The 25823-nt window shown below is 42.9% G+C and carries 21 protein-coding genes; 9 read left to right on the top strand and 12 right to left on the bottom strand.

The genetic code is table 11. The annotated features are described in order from the left end of the window. The first annotated feature begins 26 nt into the window (after positions 1 to 26). Complete coding sequence (lpxC, locus tag ACTXGL_RS06770; RefSeq protein ID WP_443525747.1) at positions 27 to 944, top strand: UDP-3-O-acyl-N-acetylglucosamine deacetylase; 918 nt, start codon at positions 27 to 29, stop codon at positions 942 to 944. 298 nt (positions 945 to 1242) lie between these two features. Here the strand turns inward: lpxC and ACTXGL_RS06775 are convergent, their stop codons facing one another. Then, the gene (locus tag ACTXGL_RS06775) at positions 1243 to 1758 is read right to left on the bottom strand and encodes a hypothetical protein (protein ID WP_443525749.1); all 516 of its coding nucleotides are present in this window, start codon (positions 1756 to 1758) and stop codon (positions 1243 to 1245) included. A gap of 241 nt (positions 1759 to 1999) precedes the next feature. On the opposite strand from ACTXGL_RS06775, the gene ACTXGL_RS06780 reads away from it, so the two are divergent. Continuing rightward, positions 2000 to 2728: a CHAP domain-containing protein gene (locus tag ACTXGL_RS06780; RefSeq protein ID WP_319051416.1), complete on the top strand. Its 729-nt coding sequence runs from the start codon at positions 2000 to 2002 to the stop codon at positions 2726 to 2728. A gap of 133 nt (positions 2729 to 2861) precedes the next feature. Here ACTXGL_RS06780 and ACTXGL_RS06785 read toward each other — a convergent pair whose 3' ends face one another. Next, positions 2862 to 3593: a DOMON domain-containing protein gene (locus ACTXGL_RS06785; RefSeq protein WP_443525750.1), complete on the bottom strand. Its 732-nt coding sequence runs from the start codon at positions 3591 to 3593 to the stop codon at positions 2862 to 2864. A 209-nt stretch (positions 3594 to 3802) separates the two neighbouring features. After that, complete coding sequence (locus ACTXGL_RS06790; protein ID WP_319051418.1) at positions 3803 to 4114, bottom strand: YhbY family RNA-binding protein; 312 nt, start codon at positions 4112 to 4114, stop codon at positions 3803 to 3805. 340 nt (positions 4115 to 4454) lie between these two features. Between ACTXGL_RS06790 and ACTXGL_RS06795 the strand changes: the two genes are divergently transcribed. The 6 genes from ACTXGL_RS06795 (at position 4455) to ACTXGL_RS06820 (ending at position 10307) form a co-directional block, all read left to right on the top strand. After that, positions 4455 to 5087, top strand: coding sequence for an RlmE family RNA methyltransferase (locus ACTXGL_RS06795; protein WP_319051419.1), 633 nt, complete (start codon positions 4455 to 4457; stop codon positions 5085 to 5087). Between the two features lie 398 nt (positions 5088 to 5485). After that, on the top strand, positions 5486 to 7381 hold the full coding sequence (gene ftsH, locus ACTXGL_RS06800) for an ATP-dependent zinc metalloprotease FtsH (RefSeq protein WP_443525752.1): 1896 nt from the start codon (positions 5486 to 5488) through the stop codon (positions 7379 to 7381). Between the two features lie 155 nt (positions 7382 to 7536). Beyond that, positions 7537 to 8430, top strand: coding sequence for a dihydropteroate synthase (folP, locus tag ACTXGL_RS06805; RefSeq protein WP_443525754.1), 894 nt, complete (start codon positions 7537 to 7539; stop codon positions 8428 to 8430). Between the two features lie 133 nt (positions 8431 to 8563). Next, complete coding sequence (locus ACTXGL_RS06810; protein ID WP_443525756.1) at positions 8564 to 8845, top strand: FAD assembly factor SdhE; 282 nt, start codon at positions 8564 to 8566, stop codon at positions 8843 to 8845. A gap of 52 nt (positions 8846 to 8897) precedes the next feature. After that, positions 8898 to 9347 carry a hypothetical protein gene (locus ACTXGL_RS06815; RefSeq protein WP_443525757.1) on the top strand — a complete coding sequence of 150 codons (450 nt, stop codon included), beginning with the start codon at positions 8898 to 8900 and terminating at the stop codon, positions 9345 to 9347. 246 nt (positions 9348 to 9593) lie between these two features. After that, positions 9594 to 10307, top strand: a complete 714-nt coding sequence (locus ACTXGL_RS06820; RefSeq protein ID WP_443525759.1) for a YidB family protein — start codon at positions 9594 to 9596, stop codon at positions 10305 to 10307. Between the two features lie 154 nt (positions 10308 to 10461). Here the strand turns inward: ACTXGL_RS06820 and ACTXGL_RS06825 are convergent, their stop codons facing one another. From ACTXGL_RS06825 to trmB, 3 genes are all read right to left on the bottom strand, one after another. Then, positions 10462 to 11565, bottom strand: a complete 1104-nt coding sequence (locus tag ACTXGL_RS06825) for a regulatory protein RecX (RefSeq protein ID WP_443525761.1) — start codon at positions 11563 to 11565, stop codon at positions 10462 to 10464. A 46-nt stretch (positions 11566 to 11611) separates the two neighbouring features. Next, positions 11612 to 12655 carry a recombinase RecA gene (recA, locus tag ACTXGL_RS06830; RefSeq protein WP_443525762.1) on the bottom strand — a complete coding sequence of 348 codons (1044 nt, stop codon included), beginning with the start codon at positions 12653 to 12655 and terminating at the stop codon, positions 11612 to 11614. 1042 nt (positions 12656 to 13697) lie between these two features. Next, positions 13698 to 14537, bottom strand: coding sequence for a tRNA (guanosine(46)-N7)-methyltransferase TrmB (gene trmB, locus ACTXGL_RS06835; RefSeq protein ID WP_443525764.1), 840 nt, complete (start codon positions 14535 to 14537; stop codon positions 13698 to 13700). A gap of 195 nt (positions 14538 to 14732) precedes the next feature. Between trmB and ACTXGL_RS06840 the strand changes: the two genes are divergently transcribed. Beyond that, positions 14733 to 15662: a DUF2628 domain-containing protein gene (locus ACTXGL_RS06840; RefSeq protein ID WP_443525766.1), complete on the top strand. Its 930-nt coding sequence runs from the start codon at positions 14733 to 14735 to the stop codon at positions 15660 to 15662. Between the two features lie 16 nt (positions 15663 to 15678). Here the strand turns inward: ACTXGL_RS06840 and ACTXGL_RS06845 are convergent, their stop codons facing one another. The 6 genes from ACTXGL_RS06845 to ACTXGL_RS06870 form a co-directional block, all read right to left on the bottom strand. Then, positions 15679 to 17562 (bottom strand): monovalent cation:proton antiporter-2 (CPA2) family protein, encoded by a 1884-nt coding sequence (locus ACTXGL_RS06845; protein WP_443525768.1) that lies wholly within the window; start codon positions 17560 to 17562, stop codon positions 15679 to 15681. Positions 17563 to 17645: 83 nt separating this feature from the next. Then, entirely contained in the window at positions 17646 to 18350 is a 705-nt protein-coding gene (locus ACTXGL_RS06850) for a hypothetical protein (RefSeq protein WP_443525770.1), read from the bottom strand. Positions 18351 to 19017: 667 nt separating this feature from the next. Then, positions 19018 to 20187, bottom strand: coding sequence for a cation diffusion facilitator family transporter (locus ACTXGL_RS06855; RefSeq protein WP_443525772.1), 1170 nt, complete (start codon positions 20185 to 20187; stop codon positions 19018 to 19020). Between the two features lie 233 nt (positions 20188 to 20420). Next, the gene (locus ACTXGL_RS06860; RefSeq protein WP_443525774.1) at positions 20421 to 22709 is read right to left on the bottom strand and encodes a primosomal protein N'; all 2289 of its coding nucleotides are present in this window, start codon (positions 22707 to 22709) and stop codon (positions 20421 to 20423) included. A 159-nt stretch (positions 22710 to 22868) separates the two neighbouring features. Continuing rightward, on the bottom strand, positions 22869 to 23249 hold the full coding sequence (locus ACTXGL_RS06865) for a RidA family protein (RefSeq protein ID WP_319051434.1): 381 nt from the start codon (positions 23247 to 23249) through the stop codon (positions 22869 to 22871). A gap of 151 nt (positions 23250 to 23400) precedes the next feature. Then, positions 23401 to 25599 (bottom strand): RelA/SpoT family protein, encoded by a 2199-nt coding sequence (locus tag ACTXGL_RS06870; protein ID WP_443525776.1) that lies wholly within the window; start codon positions 25597 to 25599, stop codon positions 23401 to 23403. Between the last annotated feature and the right edge of the window lie 224 nt (positions 25600 to 25823).

A 25823-nucleotide genomic window follows, 5' to 3' on the forward strand; every position in this document is an offset into this window, starting at 1 on the left:
GTAACAAAATATGTGAGAAAACAGCCATGAACCAAAGAACCATAAAAACAGCGATAGCCGTTACAGGTACTGGTCTACATAGTGGTCAGCCTGTTGACTTAGAGTTCCATCCACAGCCGGTTGATACTGGTATTGTTTTCGAGCGCTCCGATATTGTAGGTAGCGAGCCTATCCCAGCAAATGCATTTTTGGTACACGATACTATGATGTCCTCGAATCTAGTATTCGGTGGGACGCGAGTAGGTACCGTCGAGCACTTGCTTAGCGCGATTGCTGGACTTGGGGTAGATAATTTACTCGTTCGTGTTTCTGCCTCTGAGATACCTATCATGGATGGCAGTGCAGCGCCTTTTGTTGCTTTATTACTTGATGCAGGGTTTTGTGAGCAAGAAGCTTCAAAGAAGTTTATCAAAATCATCCGTCCAGTCCGCGTAAAAGTAGATGATAAGTGGGCAGAGCTGCGCCCTTATGACGGGTTTGAATTGAATTTTGAGATTGACTTTGATCATCCTGCTATCGATAAAAACTTTCAACACGCACAGCTACAGTTTTCTACACAGAACTTCATTGAGCAATTGAGTGAAGCCCGTACTTTTGGATTTTTGCGTGATATAGAAGCCATGCGCCAAAACAATCTGGCTCTAGGTGGCAGTATGGACAATGCTATCGTCATTGATGACATGAATATTCTTAACGAAGAGGGTCTACGTTTTAACGACGAGTTTGTTCGTCACAAGATTTTAGATGCATTAGGGGACTTATATTTGATTGGTTATCCGATTATAGGACGTTTTAGTGCCTATAAGTCTGGTCATGCATTAAACAATTTGCTAGTACGTGAGATATTATCTGATGAAGATAACTTTGAAATTGTAACTTTTGATGACAATGTAACATGCCCAATAGAGTATTTACCGCTGAATGGTTTAGCGGTTGAAGGATAAATACAGGAATATACACGAAGTATCGAAACATTTACGTAATATTACATAGTGACGTTATGATTACATTAATATAATATGTCATATTTTGAATATATAGTCTAGGTAATTTTTTAGTTTTCTGTCTAAGGCACTGTATACAAAAGCTGTAGGCAAATAAAGAATCATCTGTTGGTTCCATTTTAGATATAAGTGGAACTGGCAGATGATTTTTTTTGTGTAATAGATTACAAAAACCCAGCGTTATCCATGCCATTATGCATTTTTGTTTACATAACTTTACATTGCAATATTTATATTTTTACTCATTTATCAAACGCAAAAGCGCTTTTTTGAGGTTTTTATCAGTGGTGACATGCTCCGCAGCCTGTGATATAGTCCTTCTTGTGTTTTGGCTAAGAGCCTGATTTTCATTGGCTTTACAAGGTTTTGATAAGGTTGCTGATAACACTGATGATTGTTTAGATGAACTATTATCAGTAGATATTTTAGCTACTACAACGCGGATTTGCTTGAGTTGTTTAAATGTAATTGACTGCTCTGTTAACACTTGCAAATAAGCGTTTTGTAAATAGCGAATATGATTGGCCGCTGTCATTGAGCCTACACTGAGTATTAATTGCTCAGAGGTTAAGCCTACGACCCAACAGGTATTGAGGATTTCCTCAGGTAGACAGTCTACCAGCAGCTCTTTTACCTCATTGGTCGCCTCTATATACAGCCGCATGTTATCAGCAAGAGTTTGAGGTAGTGCGCTACCAGCGAAAGCTTGATGATCTATAAGCTGGGCAAGCCGATTAGGCTGTTTTTTTGACATCGTAATGACTCATCTATTAGGTGACAAATTCGATATTCAGAACAGACATGCTAGAAGCAGTATATAGCATAGGGTTTATGAGACAGTTGACTAAGCAAGGTACTGGTATTAGTCACTATAAAAGAACGAGCTGTTGTGATCAGGATTTTATCACGTTTATCTGATAATTATATCCTCTAAATTAATCGATGCTTTGTCACGGATGACGAGCAGACTTGTATTAACAATAGGTAGTAAATTTATGAAACAAGCTTTATTAATTTTGTCAGTATTGGGAATGGGCATAGCACAGACGAGTGGTGCTGCCGAAACAACCTTTCAACCAAATAATACCTTGAGTCATACCATCACAAATATCTCTACTTCTGCGAACTACGGTTCTAGTCGCAACATCTATAGCACTAATAGCGGTGCTCATGTATATAGCAACGATGAGATCAGTCAAGCCATTGACAACCTAAGTGCTCATGCTAAACAGAAAGAATATCAGCTTGCCTCATTGACGAGTCGTTTGTCTTACGAGCAGCGTCAGCAGCAAGCGAGTCGCGTTCCTGATCGCAACTCTGCTCCTGCTATCGCAGCGGCAAATGCTTCACGAGTAGCCCTATCTAGAAGCTCTGGCTATTGTGCTCGCTATGTACGTAAAGCATTACAGTCAGCAGGCTATGAGTTTACGCCGAATCCTTCAGCATATCAGTATGCCTCTCGTGGCACGCTAGCCCAAGCAGGATTTACCAAAATCAGTAATGATATGGCACCTCAAGTTGGCGATGTGGTTGTCTACAACCGTACGTCAAGTCGTCCGCATGGTCATATTCAGATTTTTGATGGTAACGACTGGGTATCTGATTTCCGTCAAAACAGCATCAGCCCATACAGCGGTAATTATAGCTACACGACATGGCGTGATTCGCAGTATGTCGATGACGCATCTAACCGTGGTATCTACCTTGCGATGGCTGATAAATAAATATCGGTTAAACAGATCTAAAGTTTTCTCCAAACTCAGTAATGCTCTTTATGACATTGCTGAGTTTTTTTGTGCTTTAAACAAAGATATTAAGAATAAGGGTATTTGAGTGAGTACAACCCATAGCATCACGTTAAAGCTCAAATGTTGACCAATAGTCATGGTTATGAAAATCAGGTGGAGAGGCGTGCTGAGAGGCAAAATATAAACTGCGCTCACCAAACTGCAAAATAACACAAGGATGTATCTGCTCAACGGTTATATTGGCAACGCTGTATTTATGGTTAGGTAATTCAGTTATAGGAATAGAAAAGCGACGTTCATATTGATAAGACGAATTTACTAGTGATAGCTCGCTCTTTATAGATGTTTCTGGCTGACTGACACTATCAGACCAGTTGATAGCTACGCGTGTGAGTCCGTCAGTATCGTATAGCGGTGTTGGTGGTAAGGTAGCAGGGTTACGATAGCCTTTAAACTTATAGAGTGCATAGCGACCATCAGGACTGGCATTGACTTCAATATAAGGCGCTGTTTGCTGACGTATCGTTGACTCTTTACCACTGATGGTGCGGCCAGTGATAAAACACTCAAGGCAGGTCTCTTCCCATAGATAATCAGTAAATTTTACTCGGGATTGCTGCCAAACTGGCCACGCCAATTGACTCGCTAATACGTGACTTGCTAATACGTGACTGGGTAAGGTGATTTGATAGGTTAACCGTAATTGTAATGCGGGCTGCTTGATAATATCAGCGATTACTTTGATATCGATACGCTGCAGATCATCAGTAGTTACGCCTAGCAGCTGTGCATCTTGCTCTAATGACTCTGTCGCTATACAGAGAGTAAAAGATTGATTCATTGTCTATAAAACTCGATAGTAATTATAAAAGAGTAATGAAAATGACGGCTACTAAGCATTAGTATCAGGTGCCAATTAAGTCTTCAGCTACCAGGCAATATAAAAGCCGCGAGCAAGATGCATCGCGGCTTTTATATTTGCTGTCATTATTTAGAGCGTATTTTGATATTTTCAAAATGAGAACACACCCTAGTTATCAGCTCATCATCTTATTGCGCATGACGTGCTAGGTTAGACAGTTTTGGGTTTGCGTTTGGGTTTTGACGTAGCAGCAGTGCCATACGGCCAATAGAGTGAACCAAAGACGCATTGGCCGCTTTGGCGAGCTGAGCACCAACGACGTCACGTTCTTCTTTGGTACCAGCAGGCAGTTTTACTTTGATAAGTTCATGATCTGATAAAGCGCGATCAATCTCTTCAGTAATGGTCGGTGTGATACCTTTGTTGCCAATCATAACGATAGGCTTTAGCTCGTGACCGATGCCTTTTAAGCGTTTGATAGTAGCGTTATCGAGTTGCATAGAATTCCTAGGTGTTGGTAAAAATAAAAAGGGTACAGTCAGAAACAGTTATTGATCATTATAGATAATCTGAGACCGTCTTGCATGAGATCCGCAGGATTTTGCACGATTTTACGTGACGGAAATGTTAAACTGAATGTTTTGTTATATTATAAACGCTACTGCCCTATAAAACAGTGTTTTAACCAATAGAATTTAGTCAGTTTGTGACCAATCATGAATAAATGGCTTAATCGATGATACATTTAAAATAATCAACGTCTTATTGAGTTTAGATTGCTAGTCATAGCGTAATTGAAAAGAGTATATTTAAGTTTGCCAAGTCATAGGAGCAGGTATTTTGGCCACGCGTATCGAAAACAAAAAACTGTCAAAGAGCAGCAGTGCTTGGATGAAAGAACATATCGACGATCATTATGTACAGAAAGCGCAAAAAGATGGCTACCGTGCCCGTGCAGCTTATAAGTTGTTAGAGATTAATGAAAAAACGAGTTTGATTAAAAAAGGCATGACGGTCGTAGATTTGGGAAGTGCTCCTGGTAGTTGGTCTCAAGTAGCTGGTCAACTGGTCGGAGACAATGGCATTTTGATTGCGTCTGACATTTTACCGATGGATACTTTACCTGATGTCACCTTTATTCAGGGTGATTTCCGTGAAGCTGAAGTATTTGATGCCATTATGGCAGAAGTAGGTGACAGGCAAGTCGATGTGGTGCTGTCTGATATGGCACCCAATACGGCTGGGAACAGTGCTATTGATCAGCCACGTATGATGTATCTGTGCGAGCTGGCAGTTGACTTTGCTTTATCAACCTTACCAGAAGGTGGCGCACTTATTATGAAAGTGTTTCAGGGTCAAGGTACCCAAGAATTACGCAAGCAGATGCAGCAGGATTTTAGTAAGATTCGTAGTATAAAGCCAGGGGCTTCGCGACCGCGATCAAAAGAGATGTTTTGGATAGCGATTAAATAGTTTTAACATCAATAAGTTGCAGATCTTGTAAGCAAGATAATAAGGCACCATAAAGTAGTGCTATCGCAATATTAAAACTGTGACAATCGTTCAACGAATAATCGCAAAACCTGCTTGAATTATGCGGGTTAGCACCATATATCATGGTATATTACCTTTGTTTTTAGCATACGTTTTAGGCAAAGTCGTCTGATGACAAGCGTTTTATAAGCTCATTAACGATATATCTATGTTTTTCTATACTGATTGCTTGCCAAAAAAGCCTTTCTGCTATTTTTGGATCACGCTATTTTGAGCAAGTGTTTTTAGTATTGAAATATTTATCAAAAATGAGTAACACGTTTATAGACGTCACGTGTTTAGTAAACACACCAATAAGTAAGGGATGGGAATAACTAGTGAGCGACATGGTAAAAAATACCTTATTGTGGCTGGTGGTAATCGGCGTTTTGGTACTGGTGTTTAGCGGCTTTGATCAGTCTTCTGAGCCGGATAACCTTAACTACTCTGAGTTTGTGACCGCTGTGTCAGAAAACCAAGTAGCCAGTGTTGAGATCGATGGCGAACAGATCACCGGCGAAAAGAAAAATGGTTCATCTTTTGAGACCATTAGACCAGCTGTGTCAGATGACCAGCTAATGCCAATGCTACGTGAGAACCAAGTCGAAGTTCAAGGAACGGCACCAAAGCGCCAAAGCGTACTGATGCAGCTACTGATAGCCAGTTTCCCAATTTTACTGATTATTGGTCTGTTCTTATTCTTTATGCGTAATATGCAAGGCGGCGCTGGTGGTAAAGGCGGCGGTCCGATGAGCTTTGGTAAGTCAAAAGCGAAAATGCTGACTGAAGATCAAATCAACGTGAACTTCGAAGACGTGGCTGGTTGTGAAGAGGCCAAAGAAGAAGTCGTTGAAGTGGTCGATTTCTTACGCGATCCAGATAAATTTACTAAACTTGGTGCGACGATTCCCCGTGGTATCTTGATGGTAGGTCCGCCGGGTACTGGTAAGACATTGCTAGCTCGCGCCATTGCTGGTGAAGCTAAAGTACCGTTCTTTTCAATCTCAGGGTCTGACTTTGTAGAGATGTTCGTAGGTGTTGGTGCATCACGTGTACGTGACATGTTCGAACAAGCAAAGAAAAGCGCACCTTGTATCATCTTTATCGATGAGATTGATGCAGTTGGTCGTCATCGTGGCTCTGGCATGGGCGGTGGTAACGACGAGCGTGAGCAGACATTGAACCAGCTATTGGTTGAGATGGATGGTTTTGAAGGTAATGAAGGCGTTATCGTTATTGCTGCAACTAACCGTGCTGACGTACTTGATAAAGCGTTATTGCGTCCAGGTCGTTTTGACCGTCAGGTACAAGTAGGCTTGCCAGACATCAAAGGTCGTGAGCAAATCCTAAAAGTACATTTGAAGAAACTACCGAACACTATCAGTGTAGACGCCAGTTCTCTTGCTCGTGGTACACCGGGATTCAGTGGTGCACAGCTTGCCAACCTTGTAAACGAGGCGGCCTTGTTTGCCGCACGTCGTAACAAGACCAGCGTCGACATGAATGACTTTGAAGATGCAAAAGATAAGCTATACATGGGCCCTGAACGCAAATCTATGGTGATACGCGAAGAAGAGCGCCGTGCCACGGCTTATCATGAAGCGGGTCATGCTTTGGTTGCGGAGCTATTGCCAGGTACAGATCCTGTGCATAAAGTTACTATTATGCCGCGTGGTTTTGCCCTTGGTGTGACTTGGCAGCTGCCTGAACATGACCAAACCAGCATGTATAAATCAAAAATGCTAAGTGACATTGCTATTTTATTTGGTGGTCGTATCGCCGAGGAAGTCTTTATCAACCAGATGTCAACGGGCGCTTCAAATGACTTTGAACGTGCAACCAAAATGGCGCGTGCAATGGTAACGAAGTACGGTATGTCTGACGCACTTGGTATCATGGTTTATGAAGATGATGACAATTCACAAGGATACTTTGGTGGCGGTGGCCGTACGATCTCAGAAGCCACGCAGCAAAAGGTTGATGACGAAGTACGCCGTATGCTAGAAGAGCAATATGACATTGCTCGTGAATTGATTGAAGGTAACCAAGATAAAATGCATGCGATGGTTGATGCATTGATGAACTGGGAAACTATTGATCGTGATCAACTGCAGGACATTTTAGCAGGTGAAGATCCACGTCCACCTAGAGTGTATCAGCATAACGAAGTGAACTTGTCGAAGAACGATATCAAAACTACTGGGACTACGCCGCCACCACTACCAGCGATGTAAATGTAAGCTACTCTGTATTTGACAAAAAAGCCCTTTATGATAAAGGGCTTTTTTATTGTCATCATTTTATACAGGTTTTAGGACAGCATAAGATTTACTGGTATCATAAGCATAGACGAAAGCAGCTAAAAAAGATTATTAATTAGAGATCGGTCATGTCATTATTCCAGCCTTTGCCCAGCTATAAAATCACCAGTCGCGACAAAACACTGAATTTGTCGCAGCCTCATATCATGGGTATCCTCAACGTCACACCAGACTCATTTTCAGATGGTGGGCAATTTAACGGTGTAGATAAGGCTGTTGCGCATTGTCAGCAGATGATAGAAGAGGGCGCGACTATTATTGATATCGGCGGTGAGTCTACTCGTCCCCATGCAGACACTGTCGCGACTACTGAGGAGCTACAGCGAGTCGTGCCAGTGGTTCACGCAATTCGGCAGCACTGCGGTGATAGTATCTGGCTATCTATAGATACCAGTAATCCAAAGGTCATGCAGGCAGCCTTTGATGCTGGTGCTGATATTTGGAATGACGTCAGAGCACTAAAACGTACTGGTGCAGCAGAGTTGGCAGCGACTCTTGATATACCTGTTATGCTAATGCATATGCGCGGTGAGCCAACCACGATGAATAATCTGGCACAGTATGACGATGTGATAGGTGAGGTGAGTACAGAATTGACTGCTCGCATTCACGAAGTGATAAGCTCTGGTGTCAACAAAGATAAAATTATTATAGACCCAGGCTTTGGTTTTGCTAAAAATTACGAGCACCACTGTGCATTATTGAGTCAATTAAGCAAACTACAGGCGTTACAGTTACCCATGATGTTTGGCATTTCACGTAAACGCTTCTTAGCAGAAGTGTTGACTAACAGTAGCGCTCAAGCAATGCAAAGTACACAAGCCATAGAGCGAGATGCAATCGGTACGGCTGCTGGGATATTTGCGTTACAACAGGGAGCAAGTATCATCCGTACGCATAATGTAGGAATGATGCAGCAAGCAGTGGCATTGTGGAGTCAACTATCAGAATATCCTCACTAGCGTCACTTGATAAGCCGAGACGATGGATAAGGTGTGCTACTGTGAGAAATATTTATATGCTATATCTAAAATCTATCTCTTACTGACTATTGAACCGATTATTAAAAACCACTTAAAAAATGAGAGTATCTGTATGACCAATATTATCCAACCAGAACCAACCAATGAGCAGCGCCGTATTATCTACCAGGCTCGCCGCGGTTTAAAAGAATTAGATTTTTATATTGATCCTTATGTTAAAGAGCTGTACCTAACAGCAGACGCTACTGAGCAAGAGACCTTCGCTCAGATGCTCACGCATGAAGATCCTGACTTGCTCGATTATTTTACCAATCAGAATCGACCAGAAGAGGATGATATCTGGGCGTTAGTGAATAAAATAAAAACTTGGCGCCATACCAAAGATTTGGTGTAGAAGTAGCGCAACTGATGACTCCAATATTTGACGTTTTACATAGCATACTCATATGACGCTGGTAACCTCACTACGCATTGATACCGCTATTCAAACTGCCAGCCGTTTACGGTGGTTACTTTATGCCAGCCTAATCGTCTTAATGATGGTATTGGCATGGCTGGCATCTTTGGTATTGTGGCAGTATGTACTTATTTTGGTAGTCTCAGTAGCCGTTGCTAGTTATCTCATTATGTTCCGTCCGACACCGTTACGCATCAGCCAGCCGCCGCTAAGGCAACGTCTTGATAAACAGTGGCAGCTGTTGGTTCGCACGGGTCGAGGTGATGAGTTGTGGCATGCTCAATTACTCACTGTACATCGTTACCCATGGGTAATTATTATTAATTTTAAAATAACAGAGCCTTATCAAAAGCCTTTATCGATAACAGTCTTACGTGACCAAGTAAATAGTGAGGACTGGAGGGCGCTCAATGTTCTAGCCAATACCGTTATGGAGTAAACTTCATAGGGCTTTATCAAATTTTTATGTCAACTTGACCCTCATATCCATGAACTTACGAACACCTACATGTCATAACAAAACACCTATCTTGCTGTTCCAAGAGATTTGCTATATTAATAAACAAGCATAAAGCATATAAACCAACCATTCGATGTCGCAGATTTTATACATGTGAAAAGCACGTATCTGTCGGCTTAGGTGGTGGTTTTTTATTATAATTAATATGATAAAGAGGAATAGAAAATGAGTTTATTAGGGAATTTAGTGAGTCAAGTTGCCCGTAGCGCGATGAACCCAGATGACGCTCAGCGTAATCCGGTAAACCAGCGTGTCGAACCACGTCGTACAGGTGGCTTAGGTGATATATTAGGCAGTGTGCTTGGCGGTAGTAGCCAGGCTGGTGGTTATAATCCGCAGCAATATGACCGCAAGCCAGATAATGGTTTTGGTTTAGATGACATTATAGGTGGTTTGGCAGGTGGCAATCAACGTGGTAGTGTGAGCTCAGGCGCTGGTGGGTTAGGCGACATCTTGGGTAGTGTATTAGGTGGTCAACGTAGTAGCAGCGGTTTTGGTGGTAAAGGAATGCTTATCGCTGTTCTTATGCCGATGGTACTAAGCTGGATCAAGCGTAATGGCGGCATCGGCGGTGCACTATCAAAAATCACTGGTATGGGACACGGCGCTCAAGCACGCTCTTGGATGAGTACGAACGAGGCCAATGACAATCTAGACCCAAATGAAATCAATCGCTTGTTTGACGAAAGCGAAATCCAGAAAGTGGCCGCTCATACAGGTGCCAATGAAACAGAAGTACGTCAAGGACTTGCCGAATTATTACCTGAAGTCATGAACCAGCTAACCCCTAATGGCAACCTGGACAATGAAGCGGAAGCAAATGAAGAAATCGATCAAATCATTGGTCAACTGTCTAACCGTCTTGGTACGTTAAAATAATCAATTTGAGTTAAAGTTGTCTACGCTATGAATTTCTAAAGCGGTGGCACTCTTAAATCATGACTATGGGGCACATCTCACGATGTGCTCTTTTTTTGTCTCGTTTAAAGCATATCATTAATATGATAATTGACGATATATTATAAAGAACGAATCAAAAGCGGTTAGCCAAAGTATCCGTTGTGTAGTTGAGCGCTGCGAAACAGACATCGGTATTGAACCCTCTATATTGCAAAAATCGCAGTTGTTTTGCTTTTTCCTTTTGCTCAGTAGGGACGTTGTTACCGTATTTTTTGGTACGTGCGATGACAGCCAGTTTGAGCCAATCTACGCCATCGACTATATTGTCTTCACTGTCCTCTACAAACTCGCTAAACTCATCCGATTCTGCATTTGCCATATCGATCAGCTCATCGATATTACCTGGCATAGCGATTTTCTTGCGGTAGAATTCTTGCTTGATGCGTCCGCGCCCTCGACCTTTGCGGATATTTTCACGTATGAGCATAAGGGTGGTGCGATAATCACTCTGATAGCCTTTTTCTTCAAACTCATCGATGAGTACATCGACCTTTTCTGGATCTTGCTCCTTATCGATTAGTTTTTGCTTGAGTTCAGCTTTGCCATATTCACGGCGCGACAAATAATAAAATGCTAGCCAACGCAATCGGCTTTCGGCTTTGATCGCATCGATTTCGGCTTGTTTTTGTTCAGGTGTACGTAAATAGGCCTTAAGCGCAGCTGGTATATTATCGTTTTGACTGTCCGTTTCGCTGTTGTGGGAAGGGTATAGTTCGTTCTTATCCTCTAAAACGTTTGAGGATAGCTCAACATTACTATCCATAGCAGAATGGTTGCAGGTTTCATCACTATGAACGCTATGTTTAACTTCTGCTAGCATCTCCTTAATCGTTTGCGCTTCAGGCGGTTGATAAGTGGAGGCATCACTTGGCTCAGCAGTAAAATTAGCTGCTGGATGGAAACGCTTTTTACGTTTTTTAGATTTAGAGACTTTGGTTGTACTAGAGGAGGGCGCTTCGAAAAAAGTGCTGTCGATGGTAGAGTCATCGAGAGATGAGCTGTCTATCTTGGAATAGGTAGAGCGCTTGGAATAGGTAGAGCGCTTGCTAGATTTGCTTGGCTTTTTAGGTAAGTTTTTGGCAGTATACTTAATTGGTTTTTTTCGCTTGCTCTCGGTAGAGCCAACTGAGTCGGAGTCCGACTCAGCTAGAATATCAGCCAATGTTTTAATTTTCATAATCAATCATAACTATTTATAGCGGCTACTGATAATGGTTAGAGTATTATTGTACCGGTTCAGGAGCTGGCTCTGCATCCTTTGCTTCACTGCCTTTTTTCTTACCGAGTTTTTCATCACGAATCTTATCTTCGATTTCTTCGGCGATAGCAGGGTTTTCTTTCAAGAACAGTACAGAATTGGCTTTACCTTGACCGATTTTTTCATCGCCGTAGCTATACCATGAGCCTGCTTTGCCAACAGCACCAATCTCGACACCCAAATCAATGACTTCAGCCAAATGATTAGTACCTTCGCCATAAGTAATCTCAAATTCTGCTTGGCGGAACGGCGGTGCCATTTTGTTTTTGATAACTTTGACACGGGTTTGGTTACCGATAATTTCGTCACCGTTTTTGACCGCACCAATACGGCGAATGTCCATACGGACAGAAGCGTAGAACTTAAGGGCATTACCACCAGTCGTGGTTTCTGGACTACCAAACATAACACCAATTTTCATACGAATCTGGTTAATAAATACTACCATGCAATTAGAGCGTTTAGCATTACCCGTAATTTTGCGCAGTGCTTGGCTCATCAGACGCGCTTGTAGACCCATATGTGAGTCGCCCATCTCGCCTTCAATCTCTGCGCGCGGAGTCAAAGCAGCTACTGAGTCAATAACGATCATATCGATCGCCCCTGAACGTACCAGCATATCAGTGATTTCAAGCGCTTGCTCACCATTATCAGGTTGCGATAATAGTAGGTCATCAGTATTTACCCCAAGCTTACGTGCATAGACAGGGTCAAGCGCATGCTCAGCATCGATAAAAGCACAAGTGCCACCTTGTTTTTGACACTCTGCAATAGCCTGTAGGGTCATCGTGGTCTTACCTGAGCTTTCAGGACCATAAATTTCAACGATACGACCTTTTGGTAATCCACCTATACCAAGCGCGATATCTAAACCAAGAGAACCTGTCGATACCACATCAGCATCAAGAATGGCTGATTCATCACCCAGATGCATGATGGTGTTTTTACCAAATTGCTTTTCAATTTGACCTAATGCCGCTTTGAGGGCTTTGGCTTTATTGTCGTCCATATTGGATTCCTTGTTTTCGATAATTGATTTGACGCTATAGATAAAACACTTATAGAGCTGAGCACTATAATCAGTGTGCATTCTATGTCACTAATGATGGGCATACACAGTCATCAGTGTTTTGGTATCTAGCAAAATAAATAGGTTGTCACACGCATGGTATGAGTAGTAATATCGAAGATATCGCTCTACTATACAGTAAAATTAAATAACGAGAGAAGTAAAAATAAGTTTGTAATTACGAGCGCTACAGTAATTTTTAAGCTGTATCTTAGCTATTAGCCATTGTAGAGGACGCTGTAGTGCTGCTGATTTGATAGAGTAATTATAACAAAATTTAAGCAGTATATTGAGGCGTGAGCGATGCTATACGACACTATATGTCGTGTGAGTAGAGATACAGGTTTATAAAAACAGTTCCTGATGTAAAATGATTTTGAACCTGATAAAAGCCATACTTGTCAATAGAACAACGAGTTGTCCACAACAAATAATGCGCTTATTTTTATTAATTGTGAAACATTATAAATAACTAAAATTTTTTTAAAAATATTCAAAATAATTTTTTATGTCTTTATATTTAATTTAAGTTTTTGATTTTAAACAATTTTAAAATTGTACAAAAAGTGAACGATTTTATCTTATCCTTTAAGTTATCTGGCTATAAACTTGTCAAGTGGTGACTTATACACAGGGTTATCCACAGCTTATGGGGAGAACTCTCCAAGCCCTTATAGTATCTATGCTTGCGTGAATAGACAATATTTTAAAAGCGCTCAATCGTGTCTATTAAGAATCAACAAAGACTGTTTTTCAGTAGTAACCTATGTCTTAAGTGATATGTTTCACATAATAATAATTTATCTTTTTTCACGTACTATCATACTATAGGTCTTTAAAGTCAGCGGTGTGACTCGGTAAAGCCGATTAATAAACTATTAAGTATACTTATAGGTATGATGGCAAGCTTATAAACAGACATAAAAAAGCGGCTAAATAACGTAGCCGCTTTTTTGGACATCACTAGATCAGACGATTTGTATTAGTCTTTGATATAGATCAAATCCCAAACACCATGACCGCGCTCGAGACCACGTCGCTCGAATTTGGTCATTGGGCGAAAGTCAGGACGGTCGGTGAAATTACCAACGCCTGCTTTATTGGTTAACCCTGAAAAACCATCTAGCACCTCAACCATCCAAAAGGCATAATGCTCCCAATCAGTTGCCGTATGGAACCAACCGCCTTGCTTTAGACTGCGTGTCAGAATAGTCATGCGCTCAGGACTGACAAAACGGCGTTTGTAATGGCGTTTCTTTTGCCATGGATCTGGGAAGTAAAGCTGAATACGATCAATATGGTTTTCTGGCAGTTGTTTGAGCAGTTGAATAGCATCGCCATTGATGATTTTGACATTGCTCAAGTTTTGTGTGCCTGCCATGTAGGCACATTTACCAATACCAGGCTCATGCACTTCGATACCGACAAAATTGCGAGTAGGTTCTGCTGCCGCCATTTCAATAAATGAATCACCCAAGCCAAAACCAATTTCTAAAGTAAGCGGTGCGTCAGTACCGTTTGGGCTATCAGCGAACAGCGCTCGCAAGTCATCAATACCGGTAAGGTCGCCATCACCAAAACTGTTATTGACCAGATATTTAGAAAATTCTGGTGCAGTCAGAGCCAGCTCGGCATTTTTATTCATGTGCGTGCGACGCTTCATAAATGTATTGACGATACGGATATGTTTGTCAGAAGTAGGCTCTGCCTCTTGGTGAGCACTTGTATCAGTATTGATAGAATCGCTGGTGCTATTTAGAGTGTGCTCATCAGTAGTATCGGTACTATTGATGGTGTCGTTGATATCAGAATGTTGACTCATAGGGTTACTAGGGCTTAATTAGGTGGGTAGTGTCTGCTTATTATAAGTTAAATCTATACAACTGTGAATGTGCAATGCGACTTTAGCGCGTTCACTGTTTGGTTATCCAGTTTTTCTATCTTGTACGTGGGTTTTGGCGTTATTATAGAGCTATCGTTGATAAATAATTTTTTAGAATAAGTAGAGCGTATCATTATGCTATTTATTGAGACGGATTCACCGCCACCGTTTTACCAAGATTCACTGACACCTGCTAAACGTAAGCAGCTAGATAAATGGTACATCGGTAGTCGCACTCAGCGTTATTATCTCAAACGTTTTGAGCAGTTCGATCAGCAAGGATACCTATCACCAAAATGGCATTGGGCTGCGTTCTTTATCACTTTTCCTTGGTTGTTATACCGTAAGCGCTATATGGATGCCATTGTCTATAGCGTGGCAGGGTGGTCGTTCATTCAGCTCAATGTGGCTATTGTGCTCGTCGCATTCGAATTTGTAGCGATGTCTTATGTACCAGATGCTTATCAAATGGTTACCCGAATTGGCATTGCAGCCGTTATCTGGCTGTTCTGGTCTGCAATGGTGGCGCGCTGGACAGATGCATATTATTACCGAATGGCACGGCGTGAGATCGCTGATGCGATTAATGACCATCCGCGAGACGACGATGCACAAAAAGCGCATCTAAAAAAAGAGGGCGGGGTTAGTTTATTTGGCTTAGCATTGGGGTTCGGTTTTTTCGCCTTTGCATTGCTGGTGATAAAAGTACAGTTTTTGCCTATCATTGCCAAACCAAAAGAGAACGAGGTGCTATTTGATGCTTATGATATTGCCAAAACTGCTCAAAACCGCGTGGCACTGATTTATCAGCAGACAGGGCAATGTCCAATAGGTTTGCCGCTAAGTACTGAAGATCAACAAGTGCGCATGAGTGTCGATAATCGGGCTGCTGGTGTGCTGGATACCGACTGTGCAGTGACGGCGACGATTCAAAACGTTAGGTTTCCCATACGTTACCTGAACGAACAGACATTGGTCTTTTATCATATCCCAGACAGCGATAATTGGGGCTGCACCAGTTCACTGAACAAGAAACAAGCCCCCAAAAGCTGTATGTCTGACTAGGAATTGAACATCCTTACTATTTAGAATCAGTTGCGATATCGTCTGATTTATCAACTGGTGTCGCTTGACTCTTTAATGCCTCATAAAAATCTGTCAGATCCATTTTACGCGCCTTGCCAATATCTTCATCAAACAAGCTCTCAAGTTCTGCCATCGCCGATTGTGCTGACTCAATCATACTGGCTTCGTCATCATAGATCGCTTGCTGACGCTCAATCAAGTCATCATCATAATCACGGAACGTTCTTACAGTTTCTCGTGCTTTTTCGGGAGAGATGCCGAGCAGCTGCAGTGATTCACGTGACATGTCAAGAGATGACAGATAAGTCTCACGCCAAATGTGACGCACACCCACTTCGCGTAAGCGGTAGTAGTGCTGACGATCGCGCGCTCTTGCCAATATAATCAACTCAGGGTAGTTCTTGCGTAAATATTGAGCGGTGGTGATAGAGCGCTCCAGATCATCAATCGCCAAAATAAACACACGCGCTTTTTGAATACCTGCGGCTCGTAAAATCTCAGGGTTTTTTGGATCACCATAATAGACCTGGTTACCGAATTTTCGTACAAAATCGACTCGGTTTGCAGAGCGTTCAATGGCGGTAAACTCAATATTGTGCATACGAAGTACGCGACCAATGATCTGACCGACTCGGCCAAAGCCTGCAATAATCACCTGATGCTCATGATCAGGGATGGTGTCGTATTCGCGGCTAGGTTTACTTTTAGCAAATAATGGCTCACCTATTTTTTCTAATAATAAAAACGCCAATGGAGTGAGTGCCATCGAGATGGTTACTACAAGATTTAAGGTATTGGCCAGCTCAGGACGCAAGACATTTTGGGCCGTGGCAACGCTGAATAGCACAAAAGCAAATTCACCGCCTTGGGCGAGAGTCACACCCAGTCTGATACTGGTGGGCCAGCGGTTGCCTGATATTTTTGCGATAGCTGCAATTACGGCAAATTTGATAAACATCAAGGCAAGCGCACAGCCAATGATAAATATGGGCTTGGCCAAAATAAGTTTGACGTCAGTCAACATACCGACCGACATGAAAAATAGACCCAATAGTAGACCTTTGAAAGGCTCGATACTGGCTTCTAACTCGTGACGATATTCAGAGTCAGCCAGCAATACACCTGTCAAAAATGCACCTAATGCCATTGATAGACCAATCTGCCCCATCAAGATAGACACACCCATGACAATAAATAATGCGACCGCGGTGAGTAATTCTGTTGCACCACTTGACGCTACAAATTTAAAGAAAGGTCGAACGACATAGCGACTGGCAAAAATAAGACCCGCAAACACCGCAAATACTTTGCCAAAATAAAGTAAATCGTAGCTCTGCTCACGCACCCCTGATAAAAATGGAATCACTGCCAATAATGGGATAACGGCGATATCTTGGAACAATAGAATAGTAAAGGCTTCTCGACCATGCGTGCTTGATAGCTGCTGTTTTTCGGTCAATATTTGCAGTACAAATGCAGTAGAAGAGAGCGCCAAACCAAAACCAACGATAAAGGCAGTATCTAGCTGTAATGAGAAAAAGTGATGCAACAGTCCCATCAACAACGTACCAGTCAGTCCAACCTGTAGACCACCAAGGACAAATATAGAGCGGCGTAGTGCCCAAAGCCGTGAAGGTTGCAGCTCGAGTCCGATAATGAACAACAGCATGACCACGCCAAACTCTGAAAAATGCAACAAGCTCTCAGCATCACCCGCTACATCCAATCCACTGGGACCCAATATGAGTCCTGTGATGAGGTAACCTAAGACCGTTGCTATACCAAAGCGTTTACCAAGGGGGACAAAGAGCAGCGCTGCTCCTAGGAAGATAGTGGCTTGTAACATTAAGTTTGGTGAGCCGGCGGCGGCAGCGAACATCTGGAATCCTCAGAAATTAGGACAAAATAAGCAATTTAAAACGGGCGTAGTTGGCAATAAGTCGAGAAACACTATCGACACTATTATTTTTTACGGTAAATTTTCCACACACCATTGTCTGCAAGCGGGTTGTTATAAGCATCATTGCGACGTTTACGCGGTGTTTGCCTACTATCGACAATCTTAAAATCAGGCAGAGCATGGACGATAAGACCAGTACGATAAAAACGTACGCGTTCAGGCTCTAACATCTCACCTTTACTGTCGCGGCAAAAAACATAAGCACGCAGATCGATAAATTCACGATGAGCGACTAAACGTGCTTCATCGTCGTTATCTAGCACCGCTGTCATGCGGGCAACTTCATCATCAGTATAGGATCCACACTTATCTGTAAGTGCACCGACTGAGCCAAAGCTTTTGGACTCTTTGGCACGCGTTTTGGTTAAATGAAGGCGCTGAACATGATAAATAAACTGCGGTATCTCAAGGCTGGCTGGTAGCGGTAGATAATCAGGTGGCATATTGGCTGCGGGATAAAAATCCTGGGCGCGTTCAAGTAGGTTTTGCCAGCGCTGCTGATAAGCCTGTACCTCGGCTAAATTACCTTCATAGATAGGCATGTCACGAATCTGCCGCAAAATATCAGGCGGAAACTGCTCATGACGAAAGTTGGCAATGTCTTCTTGCAGCGTCGATAACAAAACTTTGGCGTGTTTTTTGCCGTCTTTTGACGTGGGATCATCGATATAGTCTGGGGCGACAAAGGGTGCTGAGCGTCTAGACATAGTGTTGTATCATCAATTGATCGTGAATAAGGTTTTCAGTCTTAAGTATACAGAATTTATATCAAAAATATGGTTGCAAGACAGAGTTTTTCATCGCTTTTAACATGCCATTACAATCATAGAGTCAAATTTTATAGAAACACCAGCTTAATAGAAGCGTAGGCTGGTTGGAAATTTAAGTGAGATATAATTTTTATTGCTTCATATGTTTTTATTTTTAATATCTTACAAAACGATAAATATTACTACCTAATCAAGCAAATTATCGCGACTGATGTTTATGCGTAAGTACCTAGCAGGCTCGGATATGTCTCCTAAGCGGCGTAATCCATTACATACTATTAGCAAAATATCCATCAGCATCTTTTGCATGGGATTAATACTTTCAGTTAGGTTTTGGTTGCTGATGATGTCAAATATGGGGTCAGGTTATCTACCCAATATCTGTAATGGTTGTCTAGATATTTGGATTAGGATGACGTTGCTAATAGTGGGTATCAGTCTTTGGCTAGTGACAGTGGCAGTATCAGGGACTTGGTTGACTTTACACCTGCAACGCTTTTGTTGTCGCTGGATCAGACGAAACCAGTAGCATAGAGACTAGTAGATTAGAGACCAGACCTAACTTAGTGAATTAGATCTGAATGAAAGTGAATAAGTTATGCTGTTAGTGATTATGACCAATATGACTGTTACCAGTAGGTGATCGTCCCGATATATCGCAGACGAGTGCTTCACTATGTGAGCTGTTTTGTGGATGTGACGAGCTCTCTACTTGAATGGTCGCATGATGAATACCAAGTGTCGACAAGCTTGTCTCAAGACTAGCAATCAAGATGCTCGACTCGTGAATGCTCATTTCTCCATCGACCACGACATGGCAAGATAAAGCATTTAAGCCACTAGTAATGCTCCAGACGTGTAGATCATGTACTTTTTGTACTTGAGGATGTGCGAGTAGTTTTTGTTCGACATCGACTAGTGAGATATTGGCAGGAGTGCCCTCCATCAATATATGTACAGAGTCACGTACGACGCGGTAACCACTAACTAATATAAGGAGAGCGACGATTATGGATGCTGCGGCATCTGCCCACACCCATCCAAAACCCATCATTAGTAGCGCTGCAATAATGGCAGCGACAGAACCTAATAAATCGCTCAATACATGCAGATACGCACTTTGCATATTGAGATTGACTGGTTTTTTATGATCAGCTGGTTTTGCCTTGGTATCTGTAATTTTGGTATCTGTGGCATCTGTAATATTGGCATCATTGCTCTTGTGGCTGTGCCCATGTGACGCTTCACCATGGCTACCGCGATGCATCAGCCATGCAACTAAAATATTAATCAACATCCCTATGGTAGCTATGATCAGCATGCCTTGGGTTGCAATTTCTGGCGGTGAGTTAAAGCGTTTGATTGCCTCGTAAAAAATCATCAAGGCAATAACAACTAGGGTGGCGCCATTAAAGGTAGCGACCAATATCTCAAAACGTTTATAGCCAAAAGTTTTTTGATGGGTGGCTGCTTTTTCACCGATTTTGAATGCTATAAGAGTCGCGCCAAGTGCTATCGCGTCACTCAGCATATGACCTGCATCAGATAGTAGCGCCAAGCTCCCAGTGAGCCAGCCACCAATAGCTTCGATGAACATATAGCCAGTAATGATAACAAAGCTAAACAGTAAGGTGCGTTGATAGCCCTTGGTATCTCGCGGTGTTGGTTTTTGCTCTAAGCGGGCATCATGGTCGTGACGGTGTTGATGGTTGTCATTATTGTCGTGATTTTCATCGTCATTGTGATTATGCACTTCAGGACTATTCTGACTCATAGCAACACTCAAATTAACTAGTATTTAGGTTAAATGAACAGTATCAACTGTAGATCAAGCAGGTGTGGGGTTTCTATCGCAGACCGTCTAATAACTATCATAAATTTAACATAGCTATGTATTGGAATCTGTTACGACGACGTAAACACAGTGGAAAAGGCAGAAAAACAATGTAGATAGAGGGAGGCTCCACGATGCTGCCTGATAGACCGACAACATCCTAATACTTGGGATTACCAGCCGACAGGATCGATATCCAACGTTAATTTAAGGTATTTCACACTCGGTAGCGTCAGTACAGGCTGCCACCACTGGTTCAATACGTGATGCAGCTGCTGTCGGTCCTTGGCCAAGAGCAATAGCTGTGCATGATAGCGACTGTTTTTTTTACTCATTGGCGCATCAATGGGACCAAGAACAACAAGATTATGTGCACTGGGCAGATGCGCAATGGCATCTTTGAGGGCTTGAGTAGTAGCTGCCAGAGTTTTGCCTTCACAGCGTATCAGTGCGGCATGACTGTGAGGAGGTAGCCCCATCATTCTGCGCTCTTGCAATAGCTCACGAGCGAATGATAGATAACCATCTTTTACCAGCTTTAACAAAAGCTCATTGTCAGGTTGCAAGGTCTGAATCAAGACGCGACCAGCTTTGTCACCACGACCAGCACGCCCTGCCACTTGTATCATGAGCTGTGCGGTATGCTCAGGCGAGCGAAAGTCTGCTGATAGAAATCCGCGATCAGCATTCGGTAAGCAAACTAGGGTGACATTGGGAAAATGATGACCTTTGGCGACCATTTGTGTCCCTACCAATATAGCAGGGTTACCTTGGTTTATTTGCTCGTAGATATTCTCCCAGCTGTCTTTGCGCCTTGTGGTATCACGGTCGATTTGGATAATCGGATAGAGCTCTTTACTGGTTTGAGGATTGGCAAAGATGGCATGTAGGTTTTCGCTCAGCCTTGTCGTACCCATACCTTTAGCATCTAGGTTTTGACTGCCGCAATCAGGGCATGTCGTTGGAATATAAGCTTGCCAATCACAGTGGTGGCACTTTAGATAAGAGCTAGCTGCATAGCTACTGTGCTGAGACTGACTATTATAATGGACGGTTAGGTGCGCATCGCAGCGAGGGCAGTCTGCCTGCCAACCACAAGCCTCACATAACAACACAGGAGCATAGCCGCGGCGATTCAAAAATATCAGTACCTGATCGCCCGCTTCTAGCGTTTGCTTGATAGCACCAATCATGGCGTCTGTCAGTCCTGTATCATAGCGCGCACCATCATCTTGGGCTTGCTGATGCGTGCTTTGTAGGCGTGCATCGATCAGTTGCATGGTTGCAGGCTTGGCACTACCAGGACGAGTGAGTAATTGATACTCTGTCAGCTTACCATCATCAACTAATTTCAGATGCTCAAGAGAGGGCGTCGCTGTACCGAGTATGACTGGAATTCTGTTTTGTAGGCCGCGATAGAGGGCAACATCAGCAGCATGATAGCGTAAAGTGTCTTGCTGCTTGTACGAGCCATCATGTGCTTCATCAACAACAATAAGCCCCAGCGCTGCAAATGGATATAGCACCGCTGATCGCGTACCGATAATGATTTGTGCATGACCTGTGCGGCAATCTTGCCAACCTTGGAGACGATGCGTATTGGTCATACCTGAATGTAATAAAACAATATGAGCGGCAAAGCGACTGGCAAACCGTGCACGTGTCTGCGGTGTGAGTCCAATCTCAGGCACCAAAATAAGTACTTGCTTCCCTGCTTCTAATACCGCTTGCATCGCTTGTAGGTAGACTTCAGTTTTGCCGCTACCGGTAATACCGTTCAACAAAAACCCAGTATAAGTCTCAGACTTATGGGCCACAGTAATGGCATCGACGGCAAGTTTTTGCTCGTCATTGAGATCAAGTGGCATCTTGGCTAACTTGACAGGAGAGGGGGGCTTTTTTGGTTGAATATAGCGCTCGATAAGTCCCTTGTCTTCTAGCGTCTTTAAAAATGCCCGCTGCATACCTTCCAATAGCAATACGTCTTCACTTGCCCCATGCTGACCATGTAGCTTGAGCATATCAAACTGCTGTTTTTGTTTTTTTGCATTGGCATGGAAATCATCATTAGTGATATGCGGCAAAATTCGCCAATGGGTAATCAGCAAATCTAGCGGCTTACCTTGACGCACGAGACTTGGCAAAATGACGGCTAAGACGTCACCAAGCGGATAGTGATAGTAGCGTGCAAGCCAATAGGCCAGCTTGAGCATACTAGGATCTAAAATAGACTCCGTATCCAAACACTTATTGATAGCCTTGATTTTGCTAACCGGTACACTGCTTTTGTCCTCAGAGACATGGGCAATGACGATGCCAATCAAGGTCTGACGACCAAATGATACTTCAACGCGGCTACCGATTTGCGGTATCAAACCGTCTGGTGACGCAAGCATATCTGCTGGTAGGCTGTAGTCAAACACCCGATAAAGGGGTACGGGTAGAGCAACTTGGACCAACATAAATGGCTTCGCAATATCGTCAGGTTAATGGGGGATAAAAGGCAGAGACTAATAAGCTTAGCATGATGCTAAGCTTATTATGGAGCGATTTATAGCGTGCTAATTAAATAGAGTCTATATCAGCACTGTTTAATATTGAGTACTGTTTGATATCCAGTATTAGTCAATATATAGGATAGACTCGATTTCGACCACACCACCTTTTGGTAGGGCAGCGACCTGTACAGCAGCGCGGGCAGGGTAAGGCTCGCTTAAGTTGGCAACAAATACGTCATTCAAAACCGCAAAATCACTTAAGTCAGTCAAAGAGACGTTGAATTTAACCACGTCATTTAAACTACCGCCAGCCGCTTCACAGATCGCTTTGATGTTCTCAAATACTTGCTCCGCCTGTGCCTTAAAGCCTTCTCTCAATTCCATAGTTTCAGGGTCAAAACCAAGCTGACCTGAGATATAAACGGTGTTACCGACTTTGACCGCTTGTGAATAAGTACCTACCGCTGCAGGTGCGTTGTCTGTTTGGATGGTTTGACGAGTCATATGATGTCCTTTGAATATTTTATGGGTTCGCTGCTAAAAGCTCAGTAGCATTACGTATGATTATTTTAGAAAATGCTAAAGTCTCAATGTTAGGTTTTTACATCTATCTAAAGAGTATCTAATAAATGGTATCGATAGATAGACATGACTATTATAATTGATATAGGCGCATGATGTTAGGGAAGCCGAGCAATGAGCGCAACTCGCGAATGCCTTGAGCCAAGTGGTTGCGACTGCGTACAATGATATGGACAATGGTATCGCTATTACGTACGTCAACGGTTTCAACACCCATATTCAATTGACGTAAATGATAAATGACTTCACTGATTTGCTCATCACTAAGCGCGATAGAGAGTTTTAGGTAAGCAGGAAAACGGATTTTGCCGCTATTTTGTATATCGTTATCATCCGTATCACCCTGCGTTATAGTGGTGTCATTGCGCCACCGTAGCTGGATAACCTGATAGGGGTTGTCTTTACGAATGTCATCAAGTGAAAAGCACTTGTGTCTATGAACCACCAAACCGTGGCGTGATAAATGCCCAACGATCGGGTCACCATAAATCGGATGGCAGCAGTTAGCAAAATCAAGTTCAACCCCAGATGCATTGGCAATCAACTGCTGTGGCTGAGTCATATCATCGTTGTGCGCTTGAGCTTGCAGGCTGCTCACTTCGTCGCTAAACAGACGAGTAACGACCAGTTGCGGCAGTAGTGTGCCAGAGCTGATTTGTTCAAATAGAGCGTTCTTTTCGGCTAGTCCGCGCCATTCCGTCAAATCTTTCCAGTCATTGTCTGTCAAATCATCGAGTGTTTTTTGATAGGTCTTGAGGGCACGATCTAACGCTTGACGACCGTGGTGCTGTTTGTCAGCGGCAGACAAGTCCTTGAACCAACGTAAAATCTCTTCGCGTGCTTTATTGGTGACCACAAACCCTAGCCACTCTGCTTTTGGTTCAGAATGGCTGTTGACTTCGATTTCAACCGCTTGTCCGTTTTTTACCACCGTACCGAGTTTTGCAGGTTTACCGTCGATGTTTGCACCAACAGCGACGTTACCGATCATAGGCCCGACGGCATAAGCAAAATCAAGTGCGGTTGCACCTTGTGATAGCTCGTAAGCTCGGCCTTTTGGACTATAACAAATGATCTTACTAGAATGTAGATAGTCCATTAAGTCATTGATAGTGGAGACTGCTGCTGAGAAATTGGGACTGTTTTCGTTCAAGCTGTCTTCATCGACCAAGTCTTTCATATTACGTAAAGAAGCTTGGATAACTGACTGGCTGACGTCGGAGGCGTGCTCTGCACCAATAACACCAAGCCTTGCTGCGCTTTGCATTTGCTTGGTCAAGATAGTGACTTTGACGACATCGTTATCGCGCTCATAGATAAGCGTAAGCGATTGATTACCACCCGGTAGCGGCCTACGAATATTATCAGCAATGTGCGTATCATCGATTTGATACTTTTTAATCAAATAATAAGCCAGCTTGTCACAGGCTTCGATATTGTCGAGGACAATCTCAAACGCATAGTGACGCAGTAGGGTATTGATCTCACCGCGGTTGCGGAAAAACTGACGATATATCACCACACGATTGTCCAAAACTTTGACCAGCCCGTTAAGGTCTAAGTTGTTGAGGACGATACTTAAATAGCGGTGAATGGCTTCTCTTTGAAAATTGCGTCCAAGTCCATGCTGTAAGAGCTTATCAGACAGTTTGTTATACATACCAGAATCAAGGTTACGGTAGCACAGCACCTCGATATAGTCGGCAATATCATTAAGACCCATCAATCGTGCAAATGGGACATAAAAGTCCAAGGTTTCTTGTGCGGTTGTGCGCTGCTTTTCAGGGCGTACCGCATCAAGTGTAGACATATTATGTAAGCGATCAGCAAGCTTGATAATCAGTACACGTGGGTCAGCAAGCGTCGCGGTCAAGATTTTGTGAAAAGTGGCCGCTTTATTTTGTTGCTTGTTGTGAGAGGACGATTTGAGCTTGGTCACGCCATCGACCAGTCTCGCTACTATCTTGCCGTAGCGCTGCTCGATTTGTTCGTCACTCACGTCAGTATCTTCGACCGTGTCATGCAAGATCGCGGCGATGATGGTGTCTCTATCTAAGCGAAAGCCTGCCAATATCTCAGCCACTGCGATGGGGTGAGTGATATAAGGTTCCCCTGATTTACGCTTGTCTTTGATATGCGCAATATCACCGAACTCACAGGCATCAACAATGTCACGGCGCTCAGCGGCAGTGAGATAACCTACTGAACGTAGCAGGTTATATTGAGCATCATCAACGAGATGATGACTGAGTTTGGGTAGGGTTTGACTCATAAAATAACAATCCTATTTTCCATTACCTACTTATTTGACCATTTCTCGAAGCAAATGATGATGAAATATCGACCTACCGTATGAATCGTAAATAAAAGTAGGCCATTCTCTAATTAATCGCAAATTGCATTCAATGTCAACTGATAAGCGAGTAGGCAAGATAAAAATCCAAAATTTTTCACTTAGTGGTCTATTCTAGAAGATAAATGGTTATCAAAATCGCG

The sequence above is a fragment of the Psychrobacter sp. T6-6 genome (genome assembly GCF_052258185.1).
In the GTDB taxonomy this organism is placed as follows: domain Bacteria; phylum Pseudomonadota; class Gammaproteobacteria; order Pseudomonadales; family Moraxellaceae; genus Psychrobacter.

What these genes read in the sequence shown, in the direction of transcription:
- ACTXGL_RS06810 (WP_443525756.1), top strand. Translation starts at nt 8,564, where the DNA reads ATGACCAATATTATCCAACCAGAACCAACCAATGAGCAGCGCCGTATT.
- ACTXGL_RS06775 (WP_443525749.1), bottom strand. Translation starts at nt 1,758, where the DNA reads ATGTCAAAAAAACAGCCTAATCGGCTTGCCCAGCTTATAGATCATCAA.
- ACTXGL_RS06820 (WP_443525759.1), top strand. Translation starts at nt 9,594, where the DNA reads ATGAGTTTATTAGGGAATTTAGTGAGTCAAGTTGCCCGTAGCGCGATG.
- ACTXGL_RS06870 (WP_443525776.1), bottom strand. Translation starts at nt 25,599, where the DNA reads ATGAGTCAAACCCTACCCAAACTCAGTCATCATCTCGTTGATGATGCT.
- ACTXGL_RS06780 (WP_319051416.1), top strand. Translation starts at nt 2,000, where the DNA reads ATGAAACAAGCTTTATTAATTTTGTCAGTATTGGGAATGGGCATAGCA.
- ACTXGL_RS06845 (WP_443525768.1), bottom strand. Translation starts at nt 17,562, where the DNA reads ATGTTCGCTGCCGCCGCCGGCTCACCAAACTTAATGTTACAAGCCACT.
- ACTXGL_RS06840 (WP_443525766.1), top strand. Translation starts at nt 14,733, where the DNA reads ATGCTATTTATTGAGACGGATTCACCGCCACCGTTTTACCAAGATTCA.
- ACTXGL_RS06865 (WP_319051434.1), bottom strand. Translation starts at nt 23,249, where the DNA reads ATGACTCGTCAAACCATCCAAACAGACAACGCACCTGCAGCGGTAGGT.
- lpxC (WP_443525747.1), top strand. Translation starts at nt 27, where the DNA reads ATGAACCAAAGAACCATAAAAACAGCGATAGCCGTTACAGGTACTGGT.
- folP (WP_443525754.1), top strand. Translation starts at nt 7,537, where the DNA reads ATGTCATTATTCCAGCCTTTGCCCAGCTATAAAATCACCAGTCGCGAC.
- ACTXGL_RS06790 (WP_319051418.1), bottom strand. Translation starts at nt 4,114, where the DNA reads ATGCAACTCGATAACGCTACTATCAAACGCTTAAAAGGCATCGGTCAC.
- ACTXGL_RS06860 (WP_443525774.1), bottom strand. Translation starts at nt 22,709, where the DNA reads ATGTTGGTCCAAGTTGCTCTACCCGTACCCCTTTATCGGGTGTTTGAC.
- ACTXGL_RS06855 (WP_443525772.1), bottom strand. Translation starts at nt 20,187, where the DNA reads ATGAGTCAGAATAGTCCTGAAGTGCATAATCACAATGACGATGAAAAT.
- ACTXGL_RS06815 (WP_443525757.1), top strand. Translation starts at nt 8,898, where the DNA reads ATGACGCTGGTAACCTCACTACGCATTGATACCGCTATTCAAACTGCC.
- ACTXGL_RS06785 (WP_443525750.1), bottom strand. Translation starts at nt 3,593, where the DNA reads ATGAATCAATCTTTTACTCTCTGTATAGCGACAGAGTCATTAGAGCAA.
- ACTXGL_RS06850 (WP_443525770.1), bottom strand. Translation starts at nt 18,350, where the DNA reads ATGTCTAGACGCTCAGCACCCTTTGTCGCCCCAGACTATATCGATGAT.
- recA (WP_443525762.1), bottom strand. Translation starts at nt 12,655, where the DNA reads ATGGACGACAATAAAGCCAAAGCCCTCAAAGCGGCATTAGGTCAAATT.
- trmB (WP_443525764.1), bottom strand. Translation starts at nt 14,537, where the DNA reads ATGAGTCAACATTCTGATATCAACGACACCATCAATAGTACCGATACT.
- ACTXGL_RS06825 (WP_443525761.1), bottom strand. Translation starts at nt 11,565, where the DNA reads ATGAAAATTAAAACATTGGCTGATATTCTAGCTGAGTCGGACTCCGAC.